The 25,921-nt window shown below is 67.6% G+C and carries 25 protein-coding genes; 19 read left to right on the top strand and 6 right to left on the bottom strand.

What is annotated here, in order from left to right; translation table 11 throughout:
* Nucleotides 1-142: 142 nt before the first annotated feature.
* Together recJ and ACT2FV_RS27405 are read right to left on the bottom strand one after the other, a co-directional pair.
* Nucleotides 143-1,840, bottom strand: a complete 1,698-nt coding sequence (gene recJ / locus ACT2FV_RS27410) for a single-stranded-DNA-specific exonuclease RecJ (protein WP_059608402.1) — start codon at nt 1,838-1,840, stop codon at nt 143-145.
* 10 nt (nt 1,841-1,850) lie between these two features.
* On the bottom strand, nt 1,851-2,927 hold the full coding sequence (locus tag ACT2FV_RS27405) for a regulator (RefSeq protein WP_174920027.1): 1,077 nt from the start codon (nt 2,925-2,927) through the stop codon (nt 1,851-1,853).
* A 152-nt stretch (nt 2,928-3,079) separates the two neighbouring features.
* Between ACT2FV_RS27405 and ACT2FV_RS27400 the strand changes: the two genes are divergently transcribed.
* The 9 genes from ACT2FV_RS27400 (at nt 3,080) to ftsB (ending at nt 13,997) form a co-directional block, all read left to right on the top strand.
* A complete protein-coding gene (locus ACT2FV_RS27400; protein WP_059608400.1) occupies nt 3,080-4,333 on the top strand; it encodes a lipoprotein-releasing ABC transporter permease subunit in 1,254 nt (417 codons plus the stop codon).
* A gap of 55 nt (nt 4,334-4,388) precedes the next feature.
* Nucleotides 4,389-5,084 carry a lipoprotein-releasing ABC transporter ATP-binding protein LolD gene (lolD, locus tag ACT2FV_RS27395; protein WP_059608399.1) on the top strand — a complete coding sequence of 232 codons (696 nt, stop codon included), beginning with the start codon at nt 4,389-4,391 and terminating at the stop codon, nt 5,082-5,084.
* A 64-nt stretch (nt 5,085-5,148) separates the two neighbouring features.
* The gene (locus tag ACT2FV_RS27390) at nt 5,149-5,937 is read left to right on the top strand and encodes a TatD family hydrolase (protein ID WP_059608398.1); all 789 of its coding nucleotides are present in this window, start codon (nt 5,149-5,151) and stop codon (nt 5,935-5,937) included.
* Between the two features lie 54 nt (nt 5,938-5,991).
* A complete protein-coding gene (locus ACT2FV_RS27385; protein ID WP_444505166.1) occupies nt 5,992-8,484 on the top strand; it encodes a DNA internalization-related competence protein ComEC/Rec2 in 2,493 nt (830 codons plus the stop codon).
* Between the two features lie 85 nt (nt 8,485-8,569).
* Complete coding sequence (locus ACT2FV_RS27380) at nt 8,570-9,415, top strand: alpha/beta fold hydrolase (protein WP_124622334.1); 846 nt, start codon at nt 8,570-8,572, stop codon at nt 9,413-9,415.
* A 174-nt stretch (nt 9,416-9,589) separates the two neighbouring features.
* Nucleotides 9,590-11,248 (top strand): CTP synthase, encoded by a 1,659-nt coding sequence (locus ACT2FV_RS27375; RefSeq protein WP_059464180.1) that lies wholly within the window; start codon nt 9,590-9,592, stop codon nt 11,246-11,248.
* Complete coding sequence (gene kdsA, locus ACT2FV_RS27370; RefSeq protein WP_044848177.1) at nt 11,245-12,099, top strand: 3-deoxy-8-phosphooctulonate synthase; 855 nt, start codon at nt 11,245-11,247, stop codon at nt 12,097-12,099. The genes ACT2FV_RS27375 and kdsA overlap by 4 nt, the downstream gene beginning before the upstream one ends.
* A gap of 106 nt (nt 12,100-12,205) precedes the next feature.
* Nucleotides 12,206-13,489, top strand: a complete 1,284-nt coding sequence (gene eno / locus ACT2FV_RS27365) for a phosphopyruvate hydratase (protein WP_011885396.1) — start codon at nt 12,206-12,208, stop codon at nt 13,487-13,489.
* An 82-nt stretch (nt 13,490-13,571) separates the two neighbouring features.
* Entirely contained in the window at nt 13,572-13,997 is a 426-nt protein-coding gene (gene ftsB / locus ACT2FV_RS27360; protein ID WP_059608395.1) for a cell division protein FtsB, read from the top strand.
* A 95-nt stretch (nt 13,998-14,092) separates the two neighbouring features.
* Here ftsB and ACT2FV_RS27355 read toward each other — a convergent pair whose 3' ends face one another.
* The 3 genes from ACT2FV_RS27355 to ACT2FV_RS27345 form a co-directional block, all read right to left on the bottom strand.
* Nucleotides 14,093-14,452, bottom strand: a complete 360-nt coding sequence (locus ACT2FV_RS27355; protein ID WP_151051050.1) for a hypothetical protein — start codon at nt 14,450-14,452, stop codon at nt 14,093-14,095.
* Between the two features lie 139 nt (nt 14,453-14,591).
* Entirely contained in the window at nt 14,592-15,542 is a 951-nt protein-coding gene (gene hslO / locus ACT2FV_RS27350) for an Hsp33 family molecular chaperone HslO (RefSeq protein ID WP_059535822.1), read from the bottom strand.
* A gap of 25 nt (nt 15,543-15,567) precedes the next feature.
* Complete coding sequence (locus ACT2FV_RS27345; protein ID WP_059608392.1) at nt 15,568-16,092, bottom strand: gamma carbonic anhydrase family protein; 525 nt, start codon at nt 16,090-16,092, stop codon at nt 15,568-15,570.
* 130 nt (nt 16,093-16,222) lie between these two features.
* Between ACT2FV_RS27345 and ACT2FV_RS27340 the strand changes: the two genes are divergently transcribed.
* The 10 genes from ACT2FV_RS27340 (at nt 16,223) to ACT2FV_RS27295 (ending at nt 25,304) form a co-directional block, all read left to right on the top strand.
* Nucleotides 16,223-17,080 (top strand): ferritin-like domain-containing protein, encoded by an 858-nt coding sequence (locus tag ACT2FV_RS27340; protein ID WP_151051048.1) that lies wholly within the window; start codon nt 16,223-16,225, stop codon nt 17,078-17,080.
* Nucleotides 17,081-17,279: 199 nt separating this feature from the next.
* Nucleotides 17,280-18,170 carry an alpha/beta fold hydrolase gene (locus tag ACT2FV_RS27335; protein WP_174920030.1) on the top strand — a complete coding sequence of 297 codons (891 nt, stop codon included), beginning with the start codon at nt 17,280-17,282 and terminating at the stop codon, nt 18,168-18,170.
* A 79-nt stretch (nt 18,171-18,249) separates the two neighbouring features.
* Nucleotides 18,250-19,080 carry a 3',5'-nucleoside bisphosphate phosphatase gene (locus ACT2FV_RS27330; protein ID WP_059608389.1) on the top strand — a complete coding sequence of 277 codons (831 nt, stop codon included), beginning with the start codon at nt 18,250-18,252 and terminating at the stop codon, nt 19,078-19,080.
* A gap of 72 nt (nt 19,081-19,152) precedes the next feature.
* Nucleotides 19,153-19,785 carry an L-threonylcarbamoyladenylate synthase gene (locus ACT2FV_RS27325; RefSeq protein ID WP_059535812.1) on the top strand — a complete coding sequence of 211 codons (633 nt, stop codon included), beginning with the start codon at nt 19,153-19,155 and terminating at the stop codon, nt 19,783-19,785.
* Nucleotides 19,786-19,830: 45 nt separating this feature from the next.
* Nucleotides 19,831-20,493: a site-2 protease family protein gene (locus tag ACT2FV_RS27320; protein WP_059608387.1), complete on the top strand. Its 663-nt coding sequence runs from the start codon at nt 19,831-19,833 to the stop codon at nt 20,491-20,493.
* A gap of 8 nt (nt 20,494-20,501) precedes the next feature.
* The gene (locus ACT2FV_RS27315; RefSeq protein WP_059450434.1) at nt 20,502-21,704 is read left to right on the top strand and encodes a tryptophan--tRNA ligase; all 1,203 of its coding nucleotides are present in this window, start codon (nt 20,502-20,504) and stop codon (nt 21,702-21,704) included.
* A 9-nt stretch (nt 21,705-21,713) separates the two neighbouring features.
* Nucleotides 21,714-22,316, top strand: coding sequence for a class I SAM-dependent methyltransferase (locus ACT2FV_RS27310; RefSeq protein ID WP_059608386.1), 603 nt, complete (start codon nt 21,714-21,716; stop codon nt 22,314-22,316).
* A 47-nt stretch (nt 22,317-22,363) separates the two neighbouring features.
* Nucleotides 22,364-23,266, top strand: a complete 903-nt coding sequence (gene dapA, locus ACT2FV_RS27305; RefSeq protein ID WP_151051603.1) for a 4-hydroxy-tetrahydrodipicolinate synthase — start codon at nt 22,364-22,366, stop codon at nt 23,264-23,266.
* Nucleotides 23,267-23,377: 111 nt separating this feature from the next.
* Nucleotides 23,378-24,523, top strand: coding sequence for an outer membrane protein assembly factor BamC (gene bamC, locus ACT2FV_RS27300; RefSeq protein WP_151051602.1), 1,146 nt, complete (start codon nt 23,378-23,380; stop codon nt 24,521-24,523).
* A 4-nt stretch (nt 24,524-24,527) separates the two neighbouring features.
* Entirely contained in the window at nt 24,528-25,304 is a 777-nt protein-coding gene (locus ACT2FV_RS27295) for an MBL fold metallo-hydrolase (protein ID WP_059608383.1), read from the top strand.
* Between the two features lie 319 nt (nt 25,305-25,623).
* Here the strand turns inward: ACT2FV_RS27295 and ACT2FV_RS27290 are convergent, their stop codons facing one another.
* Nucleotides 25,624-25,869: a hypothetical protein gene (locus tag ACT2FV_RS27290; RefSeq protein WP_011657350.1), complete on the bottom strand. Its 246-nt coding sequence runs from the start codon at nt 25,867-25,869 to the stop codon at nt 25,624-25,626.
* Between the last annotated feature and the right edge of the window lie 52 nt (nt 25,870-25,921).

Genomic DNA, 25,921 nt, shown 5'->3' with positions numbered 1-25,921 from the left:
CGTAAAAAAGCGGAATTATAGCCGATCGGCGGGGTTTCCCGGTGACGCGGAACGTGCTTGCATGTGCGCCGCAGCCGCGCGTTCGGCGCGGCGCGCATGCGGCCCGCGAGTGCCGCGGGCCGGTTGGCCGGGCGGGCGGCGTTCAGCCGGCCGCATGTTCGACGATCAGCTGGACGCGCGTCACGCCGTTCCAGGTGTCGGCCACGAGGCGGTACGCGATCAGCGCGCTCGCCGGCAGCGGCTCGGTGTGATTGAACCAGATCGCGTTGAAGCGCTGGCGGCCGCGCGCCAACTGCAGCTTCAGGTGCTTTTCCTTCACGAGCGACTGCGACACGACGTCGAATTCCCCGGAGAAAAGCGGGGCCGGAAAACCCTGGCCCCAGACGGCTTCGTCGAGCAGCCCGACGAACTGCGGCGTGAAATACGCTTCCTCGAGTTCGCCGTCGGTCTCGATCACGCGCGCCAGCGCGTCGTCGGACAACCACTCGCGCGCGACGGCCTCGAACGCGGCCGCGAAGCGCGGCACGTTGCCGGTGTCGAGCGTGAGGCCGGCCGCCATCGCGTGGCCGCCGAACGCGACGATCAGGTCGGGTTCGCGCTTCGACACCAGGTCGAGTGCATCGCGCAGGTGGAAGCCGGGAATCGAGCGGCCCGAACCTTTGACCCGCGTGCCGGCTTCGTCCGCATGCGCGAACGTGAACGACGGGCGATGGAACTTCTCCTTGAGCCGCCCGGCGACGATGCCGATCACGCCCTGGTGCCATTCGGGGTTGAACAGCGTGATCGTGCATGCGTCGGCCGGATCGACGTCGGCGAGATCGGCGAGCGCCTGCTGCTGCATGCCGGCCTCGATCTCGCGGCGCTCGCGGTTCATCGTGTCGAGCTGTTGCGCGAGGTCCCATGCGCGGCCGATGTCGTCGGTGATCAGGCACTCGATGCCGAGCGACATGTCCGAGAGCCGCCCGGCGGCGTTCAGGCGCGGGCCGAGGCCGAAGCCGAGGTCGAAGCCCGATGCGGTGCGCGCCTCGCGGCCGGCCGCGCGGAACAGCGCGGCGATGCCCGGCTGCATGCGGCCGTTGCGGATGCGCTGCAGCCCCTGCGCGACGAGCACGCGGTTGTTGCCGTCGAGCCGCACCACGTCGGCGACGGTGCCGAGCGCGACGAGGTCGAGCAGTCCGTCGAGGCGGGGTTCGGCCTCCTTGCTCGCGAACGCGCCGCGGCGGCGCAGCTCGGCGCGCAGCGCGAGCAGCACGTAGAACATCACGCCGACGCCGGCGATGTGCTTGCTCGGGAACGCGCAGCCGGGCTGGTTCGGGTTGACGATCGCGCGCGCGGCGGGCAGCGCGTCGCCGGGCAGATGGTGGTCGGTGACGAGCACATCGATGCCGCGCGCGTTCGCGGCTTCGACACCCGCGACGCTCGCGATCCCGTTGTCGACGGTGATCAGCAGGTCGGGCTTGCGCGCGGCCGCCAGTTCGACGATTTCGGGCGTGAGCCCGTAGCCGTATTCGAAGCGGTTCGGCACCAGGTAGTCGATCTGCGCGCCGAACATCCGCAGGCCGCGCACCGCGACTGCGCAGGCGGTTGCGCCGTCACAGTCGTAGTCGGCGACGACCAGCAGGCGCCGCTTGTCGGCGATCGCGTCGGCGAGCAGCGCCGCGGCGTCCGCGCAGCCTTTCAGTTCGGTGGGCGGGACGAGGCGCGCGAGGGCCGTCTCGATGTCGGTCGGGGACTGCACGCCGCGCGACGCATACAGGCGCGCGAGGACGGGATGCAGGCCGTGGCGCGCGAGCGCTTCGGCGTCGGCGGGCGCGACGGGGCGGGTAACGATCCGGGTCATACAGGTCGGGTTATTCGAACAGGGATGCCAGCGCGCGGCGGCGCCAGAACTTGCGCAGGTCGCCGCGCGTCGCGTGCAGCGTCACGGAGCTGGTGTCGCCGCACAGCGTGAAATCGACGCCGGCCAGCTCGCCGTTCTGCAGCGCGGCGAGGGACGGCGCGAACCAGTCGCGCTCGAGCGCGGCGAGCGCATCGTGCCAGCGTGGCCAGTCCTGCTCGATGTACGGGGCGGACAGCGTGGGCAGCTCGACGAGCGACGCGCCGGCGGCGGCGGGCAGTGCGTCGAATGCGGCCGGCACGGCGCCGGCTTCGGTTTGCGCCGCGCGCGCGAGGCCGAGCGCCGCGGGCGACGCGGACAGCACGCGCGCGAACGGCTTGCCGACCGGCTTCAGCGTGCCTTGCGCATGGAACCAGATCGAATTGACGGCGGGCAACCCGCGCGCTTCGCGCGCTTCGTTCACCGGATGCTGGAACCATGCCATCTGCACTTCGTTCTGCAGCTTCATCCACATCCGCGAGCGTTCGCCGGTGTGCGCTTCGTGCGGCAGCCAGATCTCGATGTTGCGGCCGCTCGCGCGCAGCGGCGCTGCGCCGGCGAGGCGGGCGAACTGCTCGCTGGACAGGTACCAGCGCGCTGGCTGCGGCGCCTCCAGTCGCACGCCGAGCTCCTCGATCAGCGGGCGCGCGACTGCCAGCAAGGCGGCTGCGTCGCCGTCGTCGAGCGCGAGGCTCGCCGGGTCGACGAGCACGAGGTGATCGTGCGCGATTTCGACATGGACGGGCTCGACGCACGCCCAGGCCTGGGTACCCGGGTCGCCGCCGTCCGCCAGCAGCATGTAGGGTGCGAGCGGCGCCTCGTCGGCGGCGTTGCCCTGGGTCGCGCCGAACTGGCGGGCCAGCCAGCGCTCGTGCGGCAGCGTGCGCTGGAAGTCCTCGCCTGCCACGCGCTCGACGAGGTTGGCGCGGGCGAGCAACTTTTCGAGCGCGGGGCTGTCCAGCGTGTGCAGGGACGAGGCCGCATCGGCCGCCGACGGCAGCGCGAACGGAACGAGAAAATGGAGGCGTCGGTCGTGCATGATGGTGCGCATTGTATGGCAAACTGCGCGCGTGATCGGGCCGGCGGACGGCCCGATTGCGTCCGGCGACCGTTTTTTCGGCCGTGCCCGGGCGGCCGGCCGCCGCCGGACGGCGCTCCGGCCACGGGCCGCCATCCCCGCCGTAACCAGCAGAAAGGATTCGCTTGAAACTTCCGTACGAATGGCAGATCGGCTGGCGCTACACGCGCGCCGGCAAACGCACGACCGGCAACGGCTTCATTTCCTTCATCGCACTGGTGTCGATGCTCGGGATCGCGCTTGGCGTCGCGGCGCTGATCGTCGTGCTGTCCGTGATGAACGGCTTCCAGAAGGAAGTGCGCGACCGCATGCTGTCGGTGCTCGCGCACGTCGAGGTGTTCTCGCCGACCGGCTCGATGCCCGACTGGCAACTGACCGCGCAGGAAGCGCGGCGCAATACTTCGGTGGTCGGCGCGGCGCCGTACGTCGACGCGCAGGCGCTGCTCACGCGCCAGGACGCGGTGAGCGGCGTGATGCTGCGCGGCGTCGAGCCGTCGCTCGAACCGCAGGTGTCGGACATCGGCAAGGACATGAAGGCAGGCCAGCTCGCCGCGCTCGTGCCCGGCCAGTTCGGCATCGTGCTCGGCGACGCGCTCGCCGGCAACCTCGGCGTGACGGTCGGCGACAAGGTCACGCTCGTCGCGCCCGAAGGGACGATCACGCCGGCCGGGATGATGCCGCGACTCAAGCAGTTCACGGTGGTCGGCGTGTTCGAGTCGGGCCACTACGAATACGACAGCACGCTCGCGATGATCAACATCCGCGACGCGGAGGCACTGTTCCGGATGTCCGCGCCGACCGGCGTGCGGCTGCGGCTCACCGACATGCAGAAGGCGCCGCAGGTCGCGGTCGAGCTGTCGCATACGCTGTCGGGCAGCCTGTACATTCGCGACTGGACCCAGCAGAACAAGACATGGTTCTCGGCCGTCCAGATCGAGAAGCGGATGATGTTCATCATCCTCACGTTGATCATCGCGGTGGCCGCATTCAACCTCGTGTCGTCGCTCGTGATGACGGTGACCAACAAGCAGGCCGACATCGCGATCCTGCGCACGCTCGGCGCGCAGCCCGGCTCGATCATGAAGATCTTCGTCGTGCAGGGCGTGACGATCGGCTTCGTCGGCACCGCGTCGGGCGTCGCGCTCGGCTGCCTGATCGCGTGGAGCATTCCGTGGCTGATCCCGATGATCGAGCATCTGTTCGGCGTGCAGTTCCTGCCGCCGTCGGTGTACTTCATCAGCGAGCTGCCGTCGGAGCTCGTCGCGGGCGACGTCATCAAGATCGGCCTGATCGCGTTCGTGCTGTCGGCGGTCGCCACGCTCTATCCGAGCTGGCGCGGCGCAAAGGTGAAGCCGGCGGAGGCGCTGCGCTATGAATGATCGCGCGACCGCATTGGCGGATTCACGACAACCCATCAGACAGGATTCGGCAGGTATGCAGGAATACGTGCTTCAGGCGCGCGGGATCACAAAGGCGTTCGTGCAGGGCGGCTTCAACGTGCAGGTGCTCAACAACGCCGAATTGACGGTGCGGCGCGGCGAGAAGCTCGCGATCGTCGGCGCGTCGGGCTCCGGCAAGAGCACGCTGCTGCACGTGCTGGGCGGCCTCGACGAACCGAGCGCGGGCGAAGTGTCGCTGCTCGGCAAGCCGTTTACGCAACTCGCCGAGCGCGAACGCAACGAGCTGCGCAATCGCGCGCTCGGCTTCGTCTACCAGTTCCATCACCTGCTGCCGGAATTCACCGCGCTCGACAACGTCGCGATGCCGCTGCGCATCCGCCGGATGACGACCGAGGACGCGCGCGCGCAGGCACAGGCGATGCTCGAACGCGTCGGTCTCGGCCCGCGTGCGAAGCACCGGCCGGGCGAGCTGTCGGGCGGCGAGCGGCAACGCGTGGCGATCGCGCGCGCGCTGGTGACGAAGCCCGCTTGCGTACTCGCCGACGAGCCGACCGGCAACCTCGACGGCACGACCGCCGACACGGTGTTCAACCTGATGCTCGAACTGTCCGAGACGCTCGAAACGAGCTTCGTGATCGTCACGCACGATCCCGAGCTCGCGGCGCGCTGCGACCGCATCATGCGCCTGCGCGACGGCGTGCTGCACGAGGAGCCGGCGCTGCCGGTGTGAACGAACGCCCCGCCGTGCCGCCGGGCGAGTCCCGGTACGGCGGCGAGGGCGCAGGAAAGCCGCCATGTGGATCGATACGCATTGCCATCTCGATGCTGCCGAGTTCGACACCGACCGCGACGTCGTCGTGCATGCGGCGCGCGCGGCCGGCGTGTCGCGCATCGTGATCCCAAGCGTCGGGCGCGACAATTTCACGACCGTGCGCGAACTGGCCCAGCGCACGCCGGGTGCGGTCTATGCGCTCGGCATCCATCCGATGTATACGCCGCACGCGCGCGACGAGGATCTCGACCGCCTGCGCATGGAGATCGAGGCGAGCCTCGATGATCCGCGCTTCGTCGCGATCGGCGAGATCGGTCTCGACTACTTCGTGCCGGGGCTCGACGAGGACCGCCAGCAATTCTTCTATCAGGGGCAGCTCAAGCTCGCGCGCGAATTCGACCTGCCGGTGCTGTGCCACGTGCGCAAGTCGCAGGACCGCGTGCTCGCCGGGCTGCGCCGCTTCGGCGTGCGGCGCGGCATCGCACATGCGTTCAACGGCAGTTTCCAGCAGGCCGACGCGTATCTCGCACAGGGGCTGCATCTCGGTTTCGGCGGCAACGTGACGTTCGGACGGGCGTTGCAGATCCGGCGGCTCGCCGCACAGTTGCCGCTCGACGCGATCGTCGTCGAGACGGATGCGCCCGACATCGCACCCGAGTGGGCGTACAAGTCCCGCAACGCGCCCGACCAGGTGCCGCGCATCGGCGGCGTGCTCGCCGAACTGCGCGGGATCGACGCGCACGCGCTATCCCTATCCACAACGGCTAACGCGCTCGCCGCGCTGCCGCGCCTCGCACTTTCGTCCGCATAATCGTCGCTGGATAGTGCCGCATCGACGGCGGCGCCAGGTTGACGAGGAGGTGCGATGCGCGTGTGGTGGATCGCGTTTGCGCTCGGCGTCGTCGTGCTGCAGCGGCAGGCGGCGTTGCCGGGCATGGGCGGCTGGGTAGGCGGCGCGGTCGTGCTGGCCGGTTGCGGTGCGCTGCTCGCATGGTGTGCACGGCGCCGTCGAACCCGCTGGATCGTCGCGCTCCGGTGGATGCTGTGCGCCTGCGCCGCCTGTGCGATCGGATTCGGCTATGCGGCCGCACGCGCGGAATGGCGGCTGCGTGACGGCCTGCCTGTCGAGCGGGAAGGGCGCGACATCGTCGTCACGGGCGTGATCAGCGGGTTGCCGGTGATCGACGACACCGGCGCGCGACTGCTGTTGGCCGTCGAATCGAACGATGCGGGGCTGGCCCGTTTCCCTTCGCTGATCCGGTTGTCGTGGCGCACCTACGGCGCGCCCGCCGCACGCAACGCGATGCCCGATTTGCGCGCCGCGCAGCGCTGGCGCCTCGTCGTGCGCCTGAAACGCCCGCATGCCGAGGCGAATCCCGGCGTGCGCGACAGCGAGGCGGCGTGGCTCGCCGCGGGCATTCGCGCGATCGGCTATGTGGTCGCGACCGAGCGGGCGGAACTGCTCGACGCACGTGCATCGGGGTGGCGCGCGTCGATCGATCGGCTGCGCGACGCGCTGCGCAACGGTATCGGTGACGCGCTCGGCAGCGACGCGCGCCATCGCGGCATCGTGACCGCGCTCGCGGTCGGCGATCAATCCGGCATCGGCGACGACGCGTGGCGCGTGCTGCGCAATACGGGCACGAGTCATCTGGTCGCGATTTCGGGCCTGCACGTCGGACTCGTCGGCGCGATCGCGGGCGGGATCGTATCGTGGGTCTGGCGACGTCTGCGCTGGCGTGGACATGCCGCGGCGCTCGTGATGCCGGCGCCCTATGCGGCTTCGATGGCGGCGCTGACGGCCGCCGCCGGCTATGCGGCGCTTGCCGGCTTCAACGTGCCGGCGCAGCGCGCGTGGTGGATGATCGCGGCCGGTGCGGCTGCCTGTCTTGCCGGACGCAGCGTGCCGACGTCCGCCGTGTTGTGCGCGGCGCTCGGCGGCGTGCTGCTTGTCGATCCGTGGGCGGTGGTGTCGGCCGGGTTCTGGCTGTCTTTTGGCGCGGTCGCCGTAATCCTGATGTCCGTGGCGGGCTGGGGCGCGGTGCGCGAATTCGACGGCGGTGACGACCGTGGGACGGACGGTACTGCCCCGCTCGACCGCCGCCGCAGGCTGCGCGCTTGGTGCAAGCGTGCCGGGCACCGTGTCGCACAGGCGACGCGCGTGCAGTACGCGGTGACGATCGGTCTTGCGCCGCTGACGGCCGCGTGGTTCGCTCAGATCTCGGTATCCGGCCCGTTCGGCAATGCGTTTGCGATCCCGTGGGTCAGCGCCGTCGTGACGCCGATCGTGCTCGCCGGGATCGGGTTGCCCGCGCCGCTGGACGCGTATGCGTTCCGGCTCGCGCATGCGGCGCTCGAACCGATGATGGCGCTGCTCCGGCACCTCGCCGACTGGCCGGCTGGCGTGTTCTGGCTGCGCATGCCCGACTGGTCGGTTCTGGCGCTTGCGTGCGTGGGTGTCGCATGGGTCTTGATGCCGCGCGGCTGGCCGCTGCGCTGGGCGGCGCCGATGACATGGCTGCCGCTGGTCGCGCCGGCACCCGATGCGCCGCCGCCTGGCGGCTTCCGGCTGACCGTGCTCGATGTCGGGCAGGGCGCGTCGGTGCTGGTGGAGACCGCGCGCAGGACCTTGCTGTTCGATGCGGGGCCGGGGGCGGAGTCGACCCATGCCGGTGCGCGGATCGTCGCGCCGGCATTGCGTGCCCGCCGAATCCGTACCGTCGATTCGCTCGTCCTGAGTCATGCGGACGCCGATCACGCGGGCGGCGCGGCGGCCGTCTATGCGGCCGCCGAGGTCCGCCAGCTGCTCGCCGGCATTGCGCCGCAGCACCGGCTGTGGCGTGACGCGCGGGCGGCCGGCGTGGCCGATCGGCTGCCGTGCGCGGCCGGGCAGCGGTGGACCTGGGACGGCGTCGTATTCACGATGTTGTGGCCGCCGGGTGGTGCCGGCGCTGGTTCCTCGAACGCACAATCATGCGTGCTGCGCATCGACGCGGGCGACACGTCGGCGCTGCTGACGGGCGACATCGAGGCACGCGCCGAGCGCCGGCTGGTGGACGATGCGCGCGACGCGCTGGCCGCGCAGATCCTCGTTGTGCCGCACCACGGCAGCCGCACGTCGTCGGTCGAGCCTTTCCTCGATTCGGTCGGGCCGCGCGTCGCGGTATTTCCTGTAGGCTATCGCAATCGATTCGGACATCCGCACCGGACGGTCCTTGCGCGCTACGAAATGCGCGGGATTCCGCTGCCGCGCACCGATCGCGACGGGGCCGTGAGGTTCGACGTCGCCCCGACGGGCGGCGGTTTCGCGTTTGAGCGTCATCGCGATGCGCAGCGGCGGTACTGGATGGACCGGTGAGCGGCGCGATGGCGCGGGTCAAGAATGAGGAGGCCGGAGGAAGTGCTGAAGCACTGACTCCCGCCGGCAAAGGAGACATCGGCGTTTGAAGGACATCCTCCATTTCTCGCATGCGAACGGTTTTCCGGCATCGACGTACCGGACGATCTTCGCCGAGCTGGCAGACGACTACGAGCTGCGCTACATCGAGCGCATCGGTCACGACCGCCGTTACCCGGTAACGCGCGACTGGCCGCATCTCGTCGAGCAACTGCTCGACGACATTGGCAGCCGCTACGAGCGCCCGGTCTGGCTCGTCGGCCATTCGCTCGGCGGCTACCTGTCGCTGATGGCTGCGCTGAAGAAGCCGCACTGGGTGCGCGGCGTGGTGATGATCGATTCGCCGATCATCGCGGGATGGCGCGCCGGCGCATTGCGCGCGAGCCAGTGGGCGGGGCTCGACGAGCGGCTGTCGCCGGCGGCCGCGACGCGCAATCGGCGTACGCGCTGGGTGAGCCGCGACGAAGCCTGGCGGCATTTTCACGAGAAACCCGCGTTCGCGCGCTGGGACGAGCGGATGCTGTCCGACTACATCGACTACGGCATTCCGCAGGCGGGCGCCGACGGCGAACGCGTGCTCGCGTTCGACCGGCAGGTCGAATACCTGATCTACCGGACGCTGCCGCATACGCTCGGCCCGCGGCTCGCGCACGGCGCGCCGGTGCCGCTAGGCTTTCTCGCCGGCACGCGCTCGCGCGAAGTGCGGCAGGTCGGGCTCGATGCGACGCGTCGTGCGGCGCGCGGGCGCATCGAATGGCTCGAGGGCAGCCACCTGTTCCCGATGGAGCGGCCGATCGAGACGGCCCGCGCATTGCAGCGGATGCTGAGTTCGCTGAAGATGGCGGAGGGTGGCGTGCCGCGCGACAGTGCGGCGCTCGCGAAAAGCGCCTGACGCATCGGTCCGGTGCACCGCGCCGGCGTGCGCGGTTGCACCGACCGGCCGGCCGGTTCGCCCCGGCGCGCACGGTTGGCGCGGCACAGCGCGAAAGGGCAGGATCATCGCGTCAATTGCTGAGAGAAGGGCGGGCTTTACGGTATAATCCGTTTTTCCCGCGAGCATTCAGCGATGACCAAATATGTTTTCGTCACCGGCGGCGTAGTTTCTTCCCTCGGCAAGGGTATTGCCGCCGCCTCCCTCGCCGCGATCCTCGAATCGCGCGGTCTGAAAGTCACCCTCCTCAAACTCGATCCCTACATCAACGTCGACCCCGGCACGATGAGCCCGTTCCAGCACGGCGAAGTGTTCGTGACGGAAGACGGAGCGGAGACCGACCTCGACCTCGGCCACTATGAGCGCTTCATCAGCACGAAGATGCGCAAGGCCAACAACTTCACGACCGGCCAGATCTACGAATCGGTGATCCGCAAGGAACGCCGCGGCGACTATCTCGGCAAGACCGTGCAGGTGATTCCGCACATCACGAACGAAATCCAGGCGTTCATCGAGCGCGGGGCGGCATCTGCCACCTGCGGCGAGCCGGACGTCGCGATCGTCGAGATCGGCGGCACGGTCGGCGACATCGAGTCGCTGCCGTTCCTCGAGGCCGCGCGCCAGATGAGCCTGCGCCTCGGCCGCAACAGCGCGTGCTTCGTGCACCTGACGCTCGTGCCGTACGTCGCGACGGCCGGCGAGCTGAAGACGAAGCCGACCCAGCACAGCGTGCAGAAGCTGCGCGAGATCGGCATCCTGCCGCACGTGCTGCTGTGCCGTGCGGATCGCCGCATCCCCGACGACGAATCGAAGAAGATCTCGATGTTCTCGAACGTGCCGGAAGACGCCGTGATCTCGGTGTGGGACGCCGACAGCATCTACAAGATTCCGCAGATGCTGCACGACCAGGGCCTCGACCGGATCATCTGCGAAGAGCTGAAGCTGTCGCCGAAGGACGCCGACCTGAGCATGTGGTCGGCGCTCGTCGAGAAGCTGGAAAACCCGAAGCACGAAGTCACGATCGGCATGGTCGGCAAGTATGTCGACCTGACCGAGTCGTACAAGTCGCTGATCGAGGCGCTGCGCCACGCATCGCTGCACACGTCGACCAAGGTCAACATCGAGTACATCGACTCGGAAGAGATCGAGACGAACGGTGTCGATAGCCTGAAGCATCTCGACGCCGTGCTGGTGCCGGGCGGTTTCGGCCGTCGTGGCACGGAAGGCAAGATCGCGGCGATCCGCTACGCGCGCGAGTCGAAGGTGCCGTACCTCGGCATCTGCCTCGGCATGCAGCTTGCGGTGATCGAATTCGCACGCGACGTCGTCGGCCTGAAGCAGGCGAACAGCACGGAATTCGATCCGGATACGCCGGAACGCGTGGTCGCGCTGATTACCGAGTGGTACGACCGCGAAGGCAAGGTCGAGACGCGCACCGAGGAATCCGATCTCGGCGGCACGATGCGCCTTGGCTCGCAACGTTGCCCGATCAAGCCCGGCACGATGGCCGAAGAGATCTATGGCAAGGACGTGAACGAGCGTCACCGCCACCGTTATGAAGTCAATAACCGCTTCGTGCCCCAGCTCGAAGCCGGCGGCCTTATCATCAGCGCCCGTACCCCGAGCGAGGATCTGCCGGAAATGATGGAGCTGCCGCGTTCGATGCACCCGTGGTTCGTCGGCGTCCAGTTCCACCCGGAATTCACGTCCACGCCGCGTGACGGTCATCCCCTGTTCAAGTCGTTCGTCGAAGCCGCGCTCGCCAACAAGCAAGCGCGTGGAGTGCAAGCATGAAGCTGTGCGATTTCGAGGTCGGTCTCGACCAGCCTTTCTTCCTGATCGCGGGTACCTGCGTCGTCGAATCGGAGCAAATGACGATCGACACGGCGGGCCGCCTGAAGGAGATCTGCGAGAAGCTGAACGTTCCGTTCATCTACAAGTCGTCCTACGACAAGGCGAATCGCAGCTCGGGCAAGTCGTTTCGCGGTCTCGGAATGGACGAAGGGCTGCGAATCCTCGGCGAGGTGAAGCGTCAGCTCGGCCTGCCGGTGCTGACGGACGTGCATTCGATCGAAGAGATCGAGCAGGTCGCGTCGGTCGTCGACGTGCTGCAAACGCCCGCGTTCCTGTGCCGCCAGACCGACTTCATCCACGCGTGCGCGCGCTCGGGCAAGCCCGTCAACATCAAGAAGGGTCAGTTCCTCGCGCCGCACGACATGAAGAACGTGATCGACAAGGCGCGCGACGCGGCGCGTGAAGCCGGTCTGTCCGAAGACCGCTTCATGGCGTGCGAGCGTGGCGTCTCGTTCGGCTACAACAACCTTGTGTCCGACATGCGTTCGCTCGCGATCATGCGCGAGACGAACGCGCCGGTCGTGTTCGACGCGACCCACTCGGTGCAGCTGCCGGGCGGGCAGGGCACGAGCTCGGGCGGCCAGCGCGAATTCGTGCCGGTGCTCGCGCGTGCGGCGGTCGCGACAGGCGTCGCGGGCCTCTTCATGGAAACGCACCCGAATCCGGCCGAGGCGAAGTCGGACGGCCCGAACGCGGTGCCGCTGAACCGGATGGGTGCGCTGCTGGAGACGCTCGTCACGCTCGATCAGGCGGTGAAGCGCAATCCGTTCCTGGAAAACGATTTCAATTAAAGATCGAATGAACCTTGCGACGGCTTCGCGCGTCAGTAGCGAAAGCGGTTCAGGCGCGCGCGCCGTCGCAGTTTGAAGAATCCATCGTCATTCTCAGAGGAAACCCATGAGTGCAATCGTAGATATCATCGGCCGCGAGATTCTGGATTCGCGCGGCAACCCCACCGTCGAATGCGACGTGCTGCTCGAATCGGGCACGATGGGCCGCGCGGCGGTGCCGTCGGGCGCGTCCACCGGCTCGCGTGAAGCGATCGAACTGCGCGACGGCGAAGCCGGCCGCTACAACGGCAAGGGCGTGCTGAAGGCAGTCGAGCATATCAACACCGAAATCTCTGAAGCCATCATGGGCCTCGACGCGTCGGAACAGGCGTTCCTCGACAAGACGCTGCTCGAGCTGGACGGCACCGACAACAAGTCGCGCCTCGGCGCGAACGCGATGCTGGCCGTGTCGATGGCCGTCGCGAAGGCAGCCGCTGAAGAAGCCGGCCTGCCGCTGTACCGCTACTTCGGCGGCTCGGGCGCGATGCAGCTGCCCGTCCCGATGATGAACATCGTCAACGGCGGCGCGCACGCGAACAACAGCCTCGACATCCAGGAATTCATGATCGTCCCGGTGAGCCAGCCGACGTTCCGTGAAGCTCTGCGTTGCGGCGCGGAAGTGTTCCACGCACTGAAGAAGATCCTGAGCGACCGCGGCATGAGCACGGCAGTCGGCGACGAAGGCGGCTTCGCGCCGAACTTCGGCAGCAACGACGAGTGCCTGTCGACGATCCTGCAGGCGATCGAGAAGGCAGGCTACCGTGCGGGCGAAGACGTGCTGCTCGCGCTCGACTGCGCGGCATCCGAGTTCTACCACGATGGCAAGTACCAGCTCGCGGGCGAAGGCCTGCAACTGTCGTCGGCCGAATTCACCGACTACCTCGCGACGCTCGCCGACAAGTTCCCGATCGTGTCGATCGAGGACGGCATGCACGAAGGCGACTGGGACGGCTGGAAGCTGTTGACCGAGCGCCTCGGCAAGAAGGTGCAGCTCGTCGGTGACGACCTGTTCGTCACGAACACGCGCATCCTGAAGGAAGGCATCGAGAAGGGTATCGCGAACTCGATCCTCATCAAGATCAACCAGATCGGTACGCTGACCGAAACGTTCGCGGCAATCGAAATGGCGAAGCGCGCGGGCTACACGGCCGTGATCTCGCACCGCTCGGGCGAAACGGAAGATTCGACGATCGCGGACATCGCGGTCGGCTTGAACGCCGGTCAGATCAAGACGGGTTCGCTGTCGCGCAGCGACCGCATCTCGAAGTACAACCAGCTGCTGCGCATCGAGGAAGACCTCGGCGATATCGCGAGCTACCCGGGCAAATCGGCTTTCTATAACCTGCGCTAACGCGCTACTATCGGGTTCGTCATCTCGACGCCGCTCTGTGCATGTCGCGCGGAGCGGCGCTTCTTATATCTGCGTCTTCTACATGCGGCTTGTCACTGTCGTCCTGATTGCCTTGCTGGCGCTCATTCAGTACCCCCTATGGTGGGGACACGGCGGCTGGTTGCGGGTGCATGAATTGCGCCAGCAGCTCGGCGATCAACTGCAGAAGAACGCGGACGAGAAGCTGCGCAATGAGCGGATCGCGGGCGAAGTGCAGGATCTGCAGGGCGGTACCGCTGCCATCGAGGAGCGCGCGCGCTACGAGATGGGCATGGTGAAGGACGGCGAAGTATTCGTGCAGTTCGTGTCGCCGAATGCGCCGGCGGCGCCGCTGAACAACACGCCTTCGAGCATGTCGACGCGCGGTACCGTTTCCGCCGCGCCCGTGCGTGTCGTGCCGAACCCGCAGTCGATCGCGAAGCCGTCGCGGCATCATGGCGGCGAGAAGGGCAAGGCCGCGCATCACTGAGCGCGGGAGTCCGAACCATTGAAAAAGCGCGGGAAATGCCGCGCTTTTTTATTTCCTGCCAGTCGTCAATCGAATCGGTCGACGCGGATCACGCATCACCACCACCAGCCCGGGTAACCGTAGCCATATCCGATGCCGGTGCCCCACCGGTTTCCCCAACCGCCGCCGTAATAGCCGCCGTAGACGGTCACGGGGGGCGGCGAGTAATACGCCCACGCGCGCGCGGCGGCCTCCGCCGCCATCGCGTCGTTCTGCTCGCGCAGCACTTGCCGGTCGATCTCGTCGTAGCGTTTGCGCTCCGCACTCGACAGTGCGGGCGGCTGGCCGGCCGATGCGCCCGGTTCGGGCAGACGGCTCAGGATCGTCGACGAAGGCGGCTGCACCGCGCAGCCGGCGAGGGCCAGTGTGCCGGCTGCGACACTGGTCAGGACGAGGGTGCGGAACGGGCGATTCATGTGATTCTCCAGCAGCGCGCCGACAGCGGAAAGCGGTTTGTGCCGAAGGCGGGACCTCCGGCGCCTGGGCCGTGCGTGCGACGCTCGTGCGTCATTATGCACCCGCGCCGCGCATGGCCGGCACGGGCGCGCCGCTCACTCAGTGACGCTGATCGGTCGCGGGCGTGATGCCGGTCGCGAGTTCCGGCGCGGCGAACAGCTGCGCGACGTCGACGGGATCGAACTCGTAGCGCTGGTTACAGAACTCGCAGTGGATCTCGACGTGACCGCGCTCGACGATCACGCTGTCGACTTCGTCGCGCCCGAGCATGCGCAGCATCGCGCCGACCTTCTCGCGCGAGCACGAGCACTGGAAGCGCGTACCGGCCGGGTCGAAGTGCTGCACGTTTTCCTGCCAGAAGAGCCGACGGAACACGACTTCCGGTTCGACCTCGAGCAATTCCTTCGCGGACAGCGTGCCGCCGAGCGTGCAGACGCGCTCCCACGTGTCGGCGTCGGTCTCGGCGTTGCGCGGCACGATGCCGCCGTCGCCCGGCAGCTTCTGCAGCAGCATGCCGACCGCGCGGTCGCGATCGGCCGCGAGCCACAGCCGCGTGTCGAGCTGCTCCGAGTGATGCATGTAATGCTCGAGCACTTGCGACACCGATTCGAGCGGACCGTCGACGCCGTTCAGCGGCACGATGCCCTGGTACGGCTGCTGGCCCGGCAGCTTCTCGGCCGGGTCGAGCGTGATCACGCATCGGCCGTGGCCGCTCGCGTTGACAAGCGACGCGAAGTGCGTGTCGTCGCCGATCGTCTGCGCGACGTCGCCGGCGAACTTGGCCGTGGCGCGCATCGACAGGTCCGAGCCGCACTGGACGACCAGCATCTGGACCGGCCCGTCGCCGAAGATCTGCATGATCAGGGTGCCGTGAAATTTCAGGTTCGCGGACAGCAGCGCACACGCAGCCATCATCTCGCCGAGCACCGTGCGCACCGGGGCAGGGTAGTCACGGCGGGAAAGCACCTCTTGCCACGTGTTGCGCAGCGACACGATCTCGCCGCGCACGGGTGCCGAATTGAACATGAATTTCTGTAACTGGTCGCTCACTCTTCTTCCTTGAAATCCGCGCGAATCAGCCGATCCGCACGAGTTGCTCCTTGAAATGCGCGCGTCGTTCGACGTACGTCTTCGCATTTGCGCGCAGCCGCGCGATGTCGTCTGCCGACAGCTCGCGCACGACTTTCGCCGGGGCGCCGAGAATCAGCGAGTTGTCCGGGAACGTCTTGCCTTCTGTCACGACCGCGCCGGCACCAACCAGACAGTTGCGGCCGATGACCGCTCCATTCAAGACCACCGCCTGAATCCCGATCAGCGAACCTTCCCCGATCGTGCATCCGTGCAGCATCGCCTGGTGCCCGATCGTCACGTTTTCGGCAATCGTCAGAGGAAATCCGGGGTCCGTATGCAGGACCGCGCCTTCCTGGACGTTGCTGCCGGCACCGACCGAGATCGTCTCGTTGTCGCCGCGAATCGTCGCACCGAACCATACGCTCGCGTTTTCCTCGAGCACGACCTTGCCGATGATGGCCGCCGTATCGGCGACGAATACGCTTTCGTGGATCGTCGGGGCCGTCTCGCCCAGTTTGTAGATCGTCACGGAGTCTCCTGGTCTCTTCGATGATGGGCGCCGGTAGAATGGCGCGTCTGGCGTGCCGGGCGCATTGCGTGACGGCACAAACGTACATTGTAAACCGTCGCGTGCATGCGCACTGGCGGTGCCCGGTTTGATGAACATGGAGCCTTCTTCTTTCATGGCTGCGCCACACTGCGTGCGCCGCGCCGCGCTGGACGCCCTGCGGATGTCCGAGCCGGCCGCGAAGGCCGCTCGGGTCCGCGCGCTGCATGACGCGCTGCTGGCCGGGCAGGCCACGATCGCACCGACGCTCGATCTGGACGAACCGACCGACCTGCCCGGCCGTCCGGCGCGCCCGCCGCTCGTCGAGCCGCGCGAGCTCGAGCGCCGCAGCATGCGCTCGCCCGCGGGGCGCGCGGTGCTGCTGCACGCCCTCGCGCATATCGAATTCAACGCGATCAACCTCGCGCTCGACGCCGTGTGGCGCTTCGCCGGGATGCCCGACGCATTCTATGCGGACTGGCTGAAGGTCGCGGCCGAGGAGGCTCATCACTTCACGCTGTTGTCCGGGCGGCTCGCCGAGTTCGGGCATGCGTACGGGGATTTTCCCGCGCACAACGGGCTGTGGGAGATGTGCGAGCGGACCAAGGCCGATCCGCTGGCGCGGATGGCGCTCGTGCCGCGCACGCTCGAGGCGCGCGGACTCGACGCGTCGCCGCCGATCCGGGCGCGGCTCGTGCAGGCGGGCGACGATGCGTCCGCGGCGATCCTCGACGTGATCCTGCGCGACGAGATCGGCCACGTCGCGATCGGGAATCGCTGGTTCCGGTACCTGTGCGACGAGGCCGGCCGCGATCCGGTGCCGGCCTACCGCGAGCTCGCCGAGCAGTACCATGCGCCGCGGCTGCGCGGCCCGTTCAATTTCGACGCGCGCCGCACCGCGGGATTCGAGCAGGCGGAGCTGGACGAGCTCGCCGCGCAGGACGCGGCGGACGGCAACGCGGCGGGCTAGCACGTCCGGGCGCCGCCGGCTCCCGGCGGGCGGGCGAAGGCTGTCGCTGCGTCAGCCTCGCTCAGCGTCCGGCGGCATGTCCGCGGCGTCCGACAGGCCGATTCCGCGCGCCGTCGCTAGAGAGCTGCCTCGACTGCCAGGCGCCGGAATGGAGGCGTCATCGCTATAATCGAACGATCATTCTTTTTTGGCGGCTGCAATGAGTGCCTCGAGTTCTGTTTCCGATTTCGTCACGGTGCGCGGCGTCAAGCTGCATGTGCGGCGCTGGGGCCGGCCCGATGCGCCGACGCTGTTCATGCTGCATGGCTGGATGGACGTCGCGGCATCGTTCCAGTTCGTCGTCGACGCGCTCGCGGGCGACTGGCAGGTGATCGCGCCGGATGCACGCGGCTTCGGCCTGTCCGACTGGCCGGTCGCGAGGCAGGGCGGCGGTCATTACTGGTTCCACGAGTACCTGGGCGACCTCGATGCGCTCGTCGATCACTATGCACCCACCGGCGAAGTCAATCTGGTCGGGCACAGCATGGGGGCCAACGTCGTGTGCCTGTACGCGGGCGCGCGCCCGGAGCGCGTGCGGCGCGTGGTCGACCTCGAAGGGTTCGGGCTCGCCCCCGCGCGGGCCGAGCAGGCGCCGCGCCGGCTGCGCGGCTGGCTCGACGAGCTGCGCGAGCCGCCGGTGTTGCGCCCGTATGCGTCGCTCGACGACGTGGCGGCCCGGCTGATCAAGACCAATCCGCGGCTCGATCCGCACCGCGCCGCGTTCCTCGCCGCGCACTGGTCGAAGCGTGGCGATGACGGCCTCTACCACCTGCTGGCGGACCCCGCGCACAAGATGGCGGGCCCGCAGCTGTACCGGCTCGACGAGGTGATGGCCGTCTGGAAGCAGGTGCGCGCGAAGGTGCTGCACGTCGAGGCCGTCAATTCGCCGACGCTCGCGTATCTCGCCGGCGACATCCCGCTGCCGGAGTTCAAGGCGCGCTTCGGCGCGTTCCCCGACTGGCGCGAAAAGCTCGTCGAGGATGCCGGCCACATGGTTCATCACGACCAGCCGGAGCAGATCGCGGCGCTGATCGAGGCGTTCTGCGCGTAGGCGTGTGGCGGCGGCGGGGCAGGCGGGCGGCGCAATTGCCGCATTGCAGTAGAATGAAGCTTCACCTGCCATATCGACAATGAACGCTGATCTCCACTGCCATTCGAATGTTTCCGACGGGTTGCTGTCGCCTGCCGACGTCGCGCGCCGCGCCCATGCCGGCGGCGTGACCCTGTGGGCGCTGACCGACCACGACGAGATCGGCGGCCAGGCGGCGGCACGCAGCGAGGCGGAGGCGCTGGGGATGCGCTACCTGAGCGGCGTCGAGATTTCGGTCACGTGGGCGTCGCGCACCGTGCACATCGTCGGGCTGAACATCGATCCGTCGAACCCGACGCTCGTCGACGGCCTCTACCGCACGCGCCACGGCCGCGCCGCGCGTGCGCGGGCGATTGCCGCGCAGCTCGAGACGCTCGGCATTCCCGGCGCGTACGAAGGCGCGCTGAAGTACGTATCGAATCCCGACCTGATCTCGCGCACCCACTTCGCGCGCTTCCTGGTCGAGAACGGCCATGCCGAATCGACCTCCGATGTGTTCGACCGCCTGCTCGGCGACGGCAAGCCCGGGTTCGTCCCGCACCGCTGGGCGACGTTGTCCGACGCCGTTGCATGGATTCGCGCGGCGGGCGGCGAGGCCGTGGTCGCGCACCCGGGCCGCTACCGCTATACGCCGGTCGAATTCGATGCGTTTTTCGGTGAATTCATCGATCTCGGCGGCCGCGCGATCGAGGTCATTACGGGCAGCCACACCCCCGACCAGTACCGCGAATACGCAGACGTCGCGCGCCGCTTCGGCTTCGAGGTGTCGCGCGGCTCGGATTTCCATGCGCCGGGCGAGGGTCGCATCGAGCTCGGCAGCCTGCCGCCTTTGCCGCCCGACCTGAAACCGCTCTGGGAGCGCTGGCTCTGACGTACCGCGGCCGCTTGCCGCTGGCGCTGCCGCCGAGGCGCGCATCCGACTTCTCCCTCTTTACGTGTCCCCATGTCCCAGTTCTTCAGGATTCATCCGGATAATCCGCAGCCGCGCCTGATCAAGCAGGCCGCGGACATCGTCAGCAAGGGCGGCGTGATCGCGATGCCGACCGATTCGAGCTACGCGCTCGCGTGCCACCTCGATGACAAGGATGCAGTCGAGCGCGTGCGCCGCATCCGCGGCCTCGACGAGAAGCAGCACCTGTCGCTGCTCGTGCGCGACCTGTCGGAACTGGCCAACTTCGCGATGGTGGACAATCGTCAGTACCGGCAGATCAAGTCGGTGACGCCGGGCCCGTACGTGTTCATCCTGCAGGCGACGAAGGAAGTGCCGCGTCGTCTGTCGCACCCGTCGCGCAAGACGATCGGGCTGCGCGTGCCCGATCACGCGATTACGCTCGCGCTGCTCGAATCGCTCGGCCAGCCGCTGCTTGGCACGACGCTGATCCTGCCGCCGGACGACGAGCCGCTGAACGATCCCGACGATATCCGCGCGCGGCTCGAGAAGCAGGTCGATCTCGTGATCGACGGTGGTGCGTGTCCGCGCGAACCGTCGACGGTGATCGACCTGACGGGCGACGAGCCGCAGCTCGTGCGTGCCGGGCGCGGTGCGCTCGAACCGTTCGGGCTTTCGGCCGCGTAAGCGCCATTCATTTTTGCGCGAGTGCGCTTGTTACAATAACGCGATATGGACGCTTCCCTGATACAGACCATCGCCGTCTACGCGCTGCCCGTGATCTTCGCGATCACGTTGCACGAGGCTGCGCACGGCTATGCCGCGCGCCTGCTCGGCGACAACACCGCCTACATGATGGGGCGCGTGTCGTTCAACCCGATGCGCCACATCGATCCGCTCGGCACGATCGCGATCCCGCTCGCGATGTATTTCCTGACGGGCGGCGCGTTCCTGTTTGGCTATGCGAAACCGGTGCCGGTATCGTTCGGCAACCTGCGCGATCCGCGCTGGGGCAGCCTATGGGTGTCGCTGGCTGGCCCGGCCTGCAACTTCGTGCAGGCACTGATCTGGGGCGTGCTGACCATCGTACTGCCCGCTGCCGGCATCGACGAGCCGTTCTTCACGCGGATGGCCTACGCAGGCGTCAGCGCGAACCTGGTGCTCGGCGTGCTGAACCTGTTTCCGCTGCCGCCGCTCGACGGCGGCCGCATCCTGGCGGCGCTGCTGCCGCCGAAGCAATCGATCGCGCTGTCGCGAATCGAGCCGTACGGTTTCATCATCGTCCTCGTGCTGGTCTCGACGGGCGTGCTGACGAACTTCTGGCTGCGGCCGCTCGTGAATGCCGCGGCCGGCGTGCTGAGCGCCATCCTGTCTCCCTTCGCCTCGCTTTTCTAACGACAATCATGTTCCCAGATCGTATTTTCTCCGGCATGCGACCCACCGGGTCGCTGCACCTCGGCCACTACCACGGCGTGCTGAAAAACTGGGTGAAGCTGCAGTCCGAGTACCCGTGCTTCTTCTGCGTGGTTGACTGGCATGCGCTGACGACGCACTACGAAACACCCGAGGTCATCGAGAAGAACGTGTGGGACGTGCTGATCGACTGGCTCGCGTCCGGTATCGATCCGGCGCAGGCGACGCTGTTCATCCAGAGCAAGGTGCCCGAACATGCGGAACTCGCGTTGCTGCTCGGCATGAGCACGCCGCTCGGCTGGCTCGAACGCGTGCCGACCTACAAGGAGCAGATGGAGAAGCTGAAGGACAAGGACCTGTCGACCTACGGCTTCCTCGGCTACCCGGTGCTGATGGCGGCCGACATCCTGCTGTACCGCGGCTCGCTCGTGCCGGTCGGCGAGGACCAGGTGCCGCACGTCGAGATGACGCGCGAGATCGCGCGCCGCTTCAACTACTTGTACGGCCGCGAGCCGGGCTTCGAGGAGAAGGCGCTCGAAGCCGCGAAGAAGCTCGGCGGCAAGCGCGCGAAGCTTTATCACGAGCTGCGCAACGCGTACCAGCAGGAAGGCGACGACGAGGCGCTCGAACAGGCGCGCGCGATGCTGCAGGAATCGCAGAGCCTGTCGATGAGCGACCGCGAGCGCCTGTTCGGCTATCTCGAAGGCGCGCGCAAGATCATCCTGGTCGAGCCGCAGGCGCTTTTGACCGAAGCGTCCCGGATGCCGGGCCTCGACGGCCAGAAGATGTCGAAGTCGTACGGCAATACGATCGGCCTGCGCGAGGACGCCGAGACGATCACGAAGAAGGTCCGCACGATGCCGACCGATCCGGCACGCGTGCGCCGCACCGATCCGGGCGATCCGGACAAGTGCCCGGTGTGGCAGCTGCATCAGGTCTATACGGACGAAACGACGCACCAGTGGGTGCAGAGCGGCTGCCGCTCGGCGGGCATCGGCTGCCTCGACTGCAAGCAGCCGGTCGTCGAAGGGATCCTGCGCGAACAGCAGCCGATGCTCGAGCGCGCACAGAAGTACATGGACGATCCGTCGCTGCTGCGCGCGATCGTCGCGGACGGCTGCGACAAGGCGCGCAAGCACGCGGTCGAGACGATGCGCGACGTGCGCGAGGCGATGGGCCTGTCGTACACCTGACCTGACGGCATGCGCGAACCTGTCATTGCCGCCGCGGGCGGCCACGTGGCCCAGACCGAACCGTCGCGCTGGGTCGCCCGCTGGTCGCGGCTCGTCCCGGCGAGCGGCACGGTGCTCGACGTCGCCGCGGGCGGTGGTCGCCATGCACGCTGGTTTGCGTCGCACGGGCATCCAGTCGTCGCGCTCGACCGCGATGCGGCCGCGCTGGCCGCTTTGCGCGCGATTCCTGGTGTCGATGTGCGCGACGCCGATCTCGAGGGCGCGCCCTGGCCGCTGCCGGCCGGTGCGTCGTTCGCGGCGGTGATCGTCACCCATTATCTGCATCGCCCGCTCTGGCCCCGACTGCTCGATGCGGTGGCGCCGGGCGGCGTGCTGATCTACGAAACCTTCGCGCAAGGAAACGAAACGGTCGGCAAGCCGTCCAATCCTGCGTTCCTGCTCGCCCCGGGCGAGTTGCTGGACGCGGTGCGTGGCCGCCTGCGGGTGGTTGCGTACGAGGACGGATTCGTCGCCGCGCCGCGCGAGGCGTTCGTGCAGCGCATCTGCGCGGTACGCGAGGGCGCGACCCCGACAGCGGGGGCGGGAATTCCACGTTACGAACTGCCCGGCTAATCCGCTACAATCTCAACGTTTACCGGTACAACAATCAATCGCGTTTCATGGCTAACGGCACCCAAGACGGCATTCAAATCCGCGGCAGCATCCCCGCGATCGTCACCCCGATGCTCGAAGACGGCAGTCTTGACCTGCCGGCGTTTCGCAAACTGATCGACTGGCACATCGCGGAAGGCACCGACGCACTCGTCGTGGTCGGCACGAGCGGCGAGTCGGCAACGCTCAACGTCGAAGAGCACATCCTGATGATCCGCACGGCGGTCGAGCATGCGGCGAAGCGCATCCCGATCATCGCGGGCGCGGGCGGCAACTCGACCGCCGAAGCGATCGAACTGACGAAGCATGCGAAGGCCGTCGGCGCCGACGCGACGCTGCAGGTCGTGCCGTACTACAACAAGCCGACGCAGGAAGGGATGTACCGGCACTTCAAGGCGATCGCCGAGGCGGTCGACCTGCCGGTGATTCTGTACAACGTGCCCGGCCGTACGGTCGCGGACATGGCGCACGAGACGACGCTGCGCCTCGCGCAGGTGCCGGGCGTCATCGGTTTGAAGGACGCGACCGGCAACATCGATCGCGCCGCGCACCTGATCAAGGCCGCGCCGAAGCATTTCGCGATCTACAGCGGCGACGATCCGACCGCGATCGCGCTGATGCTGCTCGGCGGCCACGGCAACATCTCGGTGACGGCGAACGTCGCGCCGCGCGCGATGAGCGACCTGTGCCGCGCGGCGCTGGCCGGCGACGTCGCAACGGCGCGCGAGCTGCACATGAAGCTGCTGTCGCTGCACAAGAACCTGTTTGTCGAGGCGAACCCGATTCCGGTGAAGTGGGCGCTGCAGGCGATGGGCAAGATGCAGGGCGGCATCCGCCTGCCGCTCACGCCGCTCGACGAGCGCTGTCACGACGTCGTGCGTTCGGCCCTCGTCGAGGCCGGCGTCCTCTGATGCTCAGGCGGCCGCGTCCTGCGGCCGCCGGCTCGACCCCTCATCAACCCGCACCGGCCGGCTCCGTCCGGCGCCGCTCCTGACGAGCGTTCTAGCAAGACGAAGGATTTCATGAAACGTTTCGCCTTTTCCTCTCGCGCCATCCAGGTTTCGGTGGTGGCGCTGGCGCTGGGCGCGCTCGCCGGCTGCGATACGCTGAACGATTATCTGGCTCCAGACCGGGTCAACTACAAGAACACGGGTTCGGCGCCGCCGCTCGCGGTGCCGAGCGACCTGAAGCCGGTGCCGACGACCCAGCAGTTCGTCGCGCCGCCGAGCAACGCTGGTCTCGGCACGCTGCCGCCGCGGGCGACGACGGCCGCCGGCAACGCGACCGACGGTGTCCCGAGCGCGCAGGATCCGCTCGGCATGCATATCGAGCGCGACGGCGACCGCCGCTGGCTCGTCGTGGACGGGCGCACGCCCGAGCAGCTGTGGCCGATCCTGAAGGAATTCTGGCAGGAGAATGGGTTTTCGCTGAAGACCGACGCGCCGTCGACCGGCATCATGGCCACCGACTGGGCCGAGAACCGCGCGAACATTCCCGATGACTGGTTCCGCCGCACGATCGGCAAGGTCATCGACTTCGCGTACTCGTCGGGCACGCGCGACCGTTTCCGCACGCTCGTGAACCGCACGCCGGACGGCAACACCGACATCTCGATCACGCACAGCGCGATGGAGGAAATGATGGTCGGCCCGCAGGGCGGCACGTCGTCGCGCTGGGAAGAGCGTCCGCGCAATCCGGTGCTCGAGGCTGTGTTCCTGACGAAGCTGATGCAGAAGTTCGGCCTGAGCGACGCGCAGGCGAAGCAACTGCTGACCGATGCGCGTCCCGCGACGGCGCCGGCGCAGGTGAGCGATACGAGCAGCGGTGCCGCGACGCTGCAACTGGCGGAATCGTTCGACCGTGCGTGGCTGCGCGTCGGTCTCGCGCTCGACCGCACCAACTTCGCGGTCGACAATCGCGACCGCGAGAAGGGCCTGTACACGGTCCGTTACGCGAACACGATGGAAGAGCTCAAGCGCGACGGGCTGTTCGGCAAGCTGTTCTACGGCGGCCCGTCGGCGGCCAAGCCGGGCAAGGAATACCTGGTCAATGTGCGCGCGCAGGGCAGTGGCGGCACGCAGGTCGCGGTGGTCGACGCGACCGGCAAGGTCGACAACTCGTCGGACGCGCAGCGGATCATTTCGCTGCTGCACGCCCAGTTGAACTGATCGCGTGCGCTTCGCCAGCCTCGGTAGCGGCAGCGAAGGCAACGCGCTGGTCGTCGAGGTCGCGAGCGGCACGACGACCACCCGCGTGCTGCTCGACTGCGGTTTTTCAGCGAAGGAGGTCGAGCGCCGCCTCGGCCGCCTGAATCTCGGCATCGACGATCTCGATGCGATCCTCATCACCCACGAACACAGTGACCACGTCGGTAGCGCGCTGACGCTCGCGCGGCGCGGGTCGCTGCCGCTCTACATGAGCTGGGGCACGGCACGCGCGGTGGGCGCGGACGAAGCCGATGTCGATCTCCACGTGTTGTGGGGCGACGAGACAGCCGCGATTCGCGATCTGGCCGTGATGCCATATACGGTGCCCCATGACGCGCGGGAACCGCTCCAGTTCGTCTTCATGGACGGTTGCCGCCGGCTCGGCGTGCTGACCGACGTCGGGATGGCCACGCCGCATATCACGGCCGTTCTGAGCGGTTGTGACGCGCTGGTGCTCGAATCCAACCACGATACCGAGATGCTCGCCGGGAGCCGCTATCCGCAGTCGCTGAAGGCGCGGATCGGTGGCAATCACGGCCACCTGAGCAACGCCGCCGCCGCGGGCATCCTCGCATCGCTCGAACGCAGCCGCCTCCAGCACCTCGTCGCGGCGCACCTGAGCCAGCAGAACAACCGGCCCGAGCTGGCCCGCCAGGCATTGGCCGGCGTGCTGGGAACGGACGGGGAGGAAGTGGTCGTGGCCACGCAGGACGCGGGCTTCGACTGGCTGACGCTCGGCTGAGCAGGCGAAGGATCGGACGTCCGGGACGGCTCTTGGCCGGTCCTGCCGCCGGATACGATGCGCGCAACCGACAGACGTAAAAAAACCGGCCCGAAGGGCCGGTTTTTTTTCAGCTGATGCTGAGGCTTACTGGCTTGCGCCCGAAGCCGGAGCAGCCGTCGCTGCCGAAGCAGCCGACGCCACAGCAGCAGCTGCGTCGCTCGCAGCAGCCGTAGCCGACGAAGCAGCAGCAGCTGCGTCGCTCGCAGCACCAGCAACTGCCGAAGCAGCCGACGAAGCAGCAGCCGATGCGTCGCTAGCAGCCGACGAAGCAGCTTGATCAGCGCTCTTGTTGCAAGCAGCCAGTGCAACAGCAGCCAACAGGGAAGCTACGAGGAGGGATTTCTTCATGATCACGTCCTTTTATGGTTAAAGGTAAGCAACAGCGCGAAACAATACCGGTAATGTGCTCCAACACCGACCTGGGCCGCTGGTGGAGACGCACTTCTAGAGCGTGAATCTTCCCTACGGCTTGGGCGGAAATTATATGCACTTTCCTATCGACCGTCGACAAATGCGGGGTCAATACGTTGTCTTTCCCATACAGAATTTGATCTGCACGGGCATACGGGGCGGCT

Source organism: Burkholderia sp. PR2, assembly GCF_052372875.1.
In the GTDB taxonomy this organism is placed as follows: Bacteria; Pseudomonadota; Gammaproteobacteria; order Burkholderiales; family Burkholderiaceae; genus Burkholderia; species Burkholderia diffusa.
The sequence above is the reverse complement of the archived record's forward strand: the minus strand, read 5'-3'. Positions and strand labels throughout refer to the sequence as shown.

Coding starts and splice junctions, on each gene's coding strand:
- recJ (WP_059608402.1), bottom strand. CDS start 1,840: ATGACCCGGATCGTTACCCGCCCCGTCGCGCCCGCCGACGCCGAAGCG.
- ACT2FV_RS27405 (WP_174920027.1), bottom strand. CDS start 2,927: ATGCGCACCATCATGCACGACCGACGCCTCCATTTTCTCGTTCCGTTC.
- lolD (WP_059608399.1), top strand. CDS start 4,389: ATGCAGGAATACGTGCTTCAGGCGCGCGGGATCACAAAGGCGTTCGTG.
- ACT2FV_RS27390 (WP_059608398.1), top strand. CDS start 5,149: ATGTGGATCGATACGCATTGCCATCTCGATGCTGCCGAGTTCGACACC.
- ACT2FV_RS27385 (WP_444505166.1), top strand. CDS start 5,992: ATGCGCGTGTGGTGGATCGCGTTTGCGCTCGGCGTCGTCGTGCTGCAG.
- ACT2FV_RS27375 (WP_059464180.1), top strand. CDS start 9,590: ATGACCAAATATGTTTTCGTCACCGGCGGCGTAGTTTCTTCCCTCGGC.
- kdsA (WP_044848177.1), top strand. CDS start 11,245: ATGAAGCTGTGCGATTTCGAGGTCGGTCTCGACCAGCCTTTCTTCCTG.
- eno (WP_011885396.1), top strand. CDS start 12,206: ATGAGTGCAATCGTAGATATCATCGGCCGCGAGATTCTGGATTCGCGC.
- ftsB (WP_059608395.1), top strand. CDS start 13,572: ATGCGGCTTGTCACTGTCGTCCTGATTGCCTTGCTGGCGCTCATTCAG.
- ACT2FV_RS27355 (WP_151051050.1), bottom strand. CDS start 14,452: ATGAATCGCCCGTTCCGCACCCTCGTCCTGACCAGTGTCGCAGCCGGC.
- ACT2FV_RS27340 (WP_151051048.1), top strand. CDS start 16,223: ATGAACATGGAGCCTTCTTCTTTCATGGCTGCGCCACACTGCGTGCGC.
- ACT2FV_RS27335 (WP_174920030.1), top strand. CDS start 17,280: ATGAGTGCCTCGAGTTCTGTTTCCGATTTCGTCACGGTGCGCGGCGTC.
- ACT2FV_RS27330 (WP_059608389.1), top strand. CDS start 18,250: ATGAACGCTGATCTCCACTGCCATTCGAATGTTTCCGACGGGTTGCTG.
- ACT2FV_RS27325 (WP_059535812.1), top strand. CDS start 19,153: ATGTCCCAGTTCTTCAGGATTCATCCGGATAATCCGCAGCCGCGCCTG.
- ACT2FV_RS27320 (WP_059608387.1), top strand. CDS start 19,831: ATGGACGCTTCCCTGATACAGACCATCGCCGTCTACGCGCTGCCCGTG.
- ACT2FV_RS27315 (WP_059450434.1), top strand. CDS start 20,502: ATGTTCCCAGATCGTATTTTCTCCGGCATGCGACCCACCGGGTCGCTG.
- ACT2FV_RS27310 (WP_059608386.1), top strand. CDS start 21,714: ATGCGCGAACCTGTCATTGCCGCCGCGGGCGGCCACGTGGCCCAGACC.
- dapA (WP_151051603.1), top strand. CDS start 22,364: ATGGCTAACGGCACCCAAGACGGCATTCAAATCCGCGGCAGCATCCCC.
- bamC (WP_151051602.1), top strand. CDS start 23,378: ATGAAACGTTTCGCCTTTTCCTCTCGCGCCATCCAGGTTTCGGTGGTG.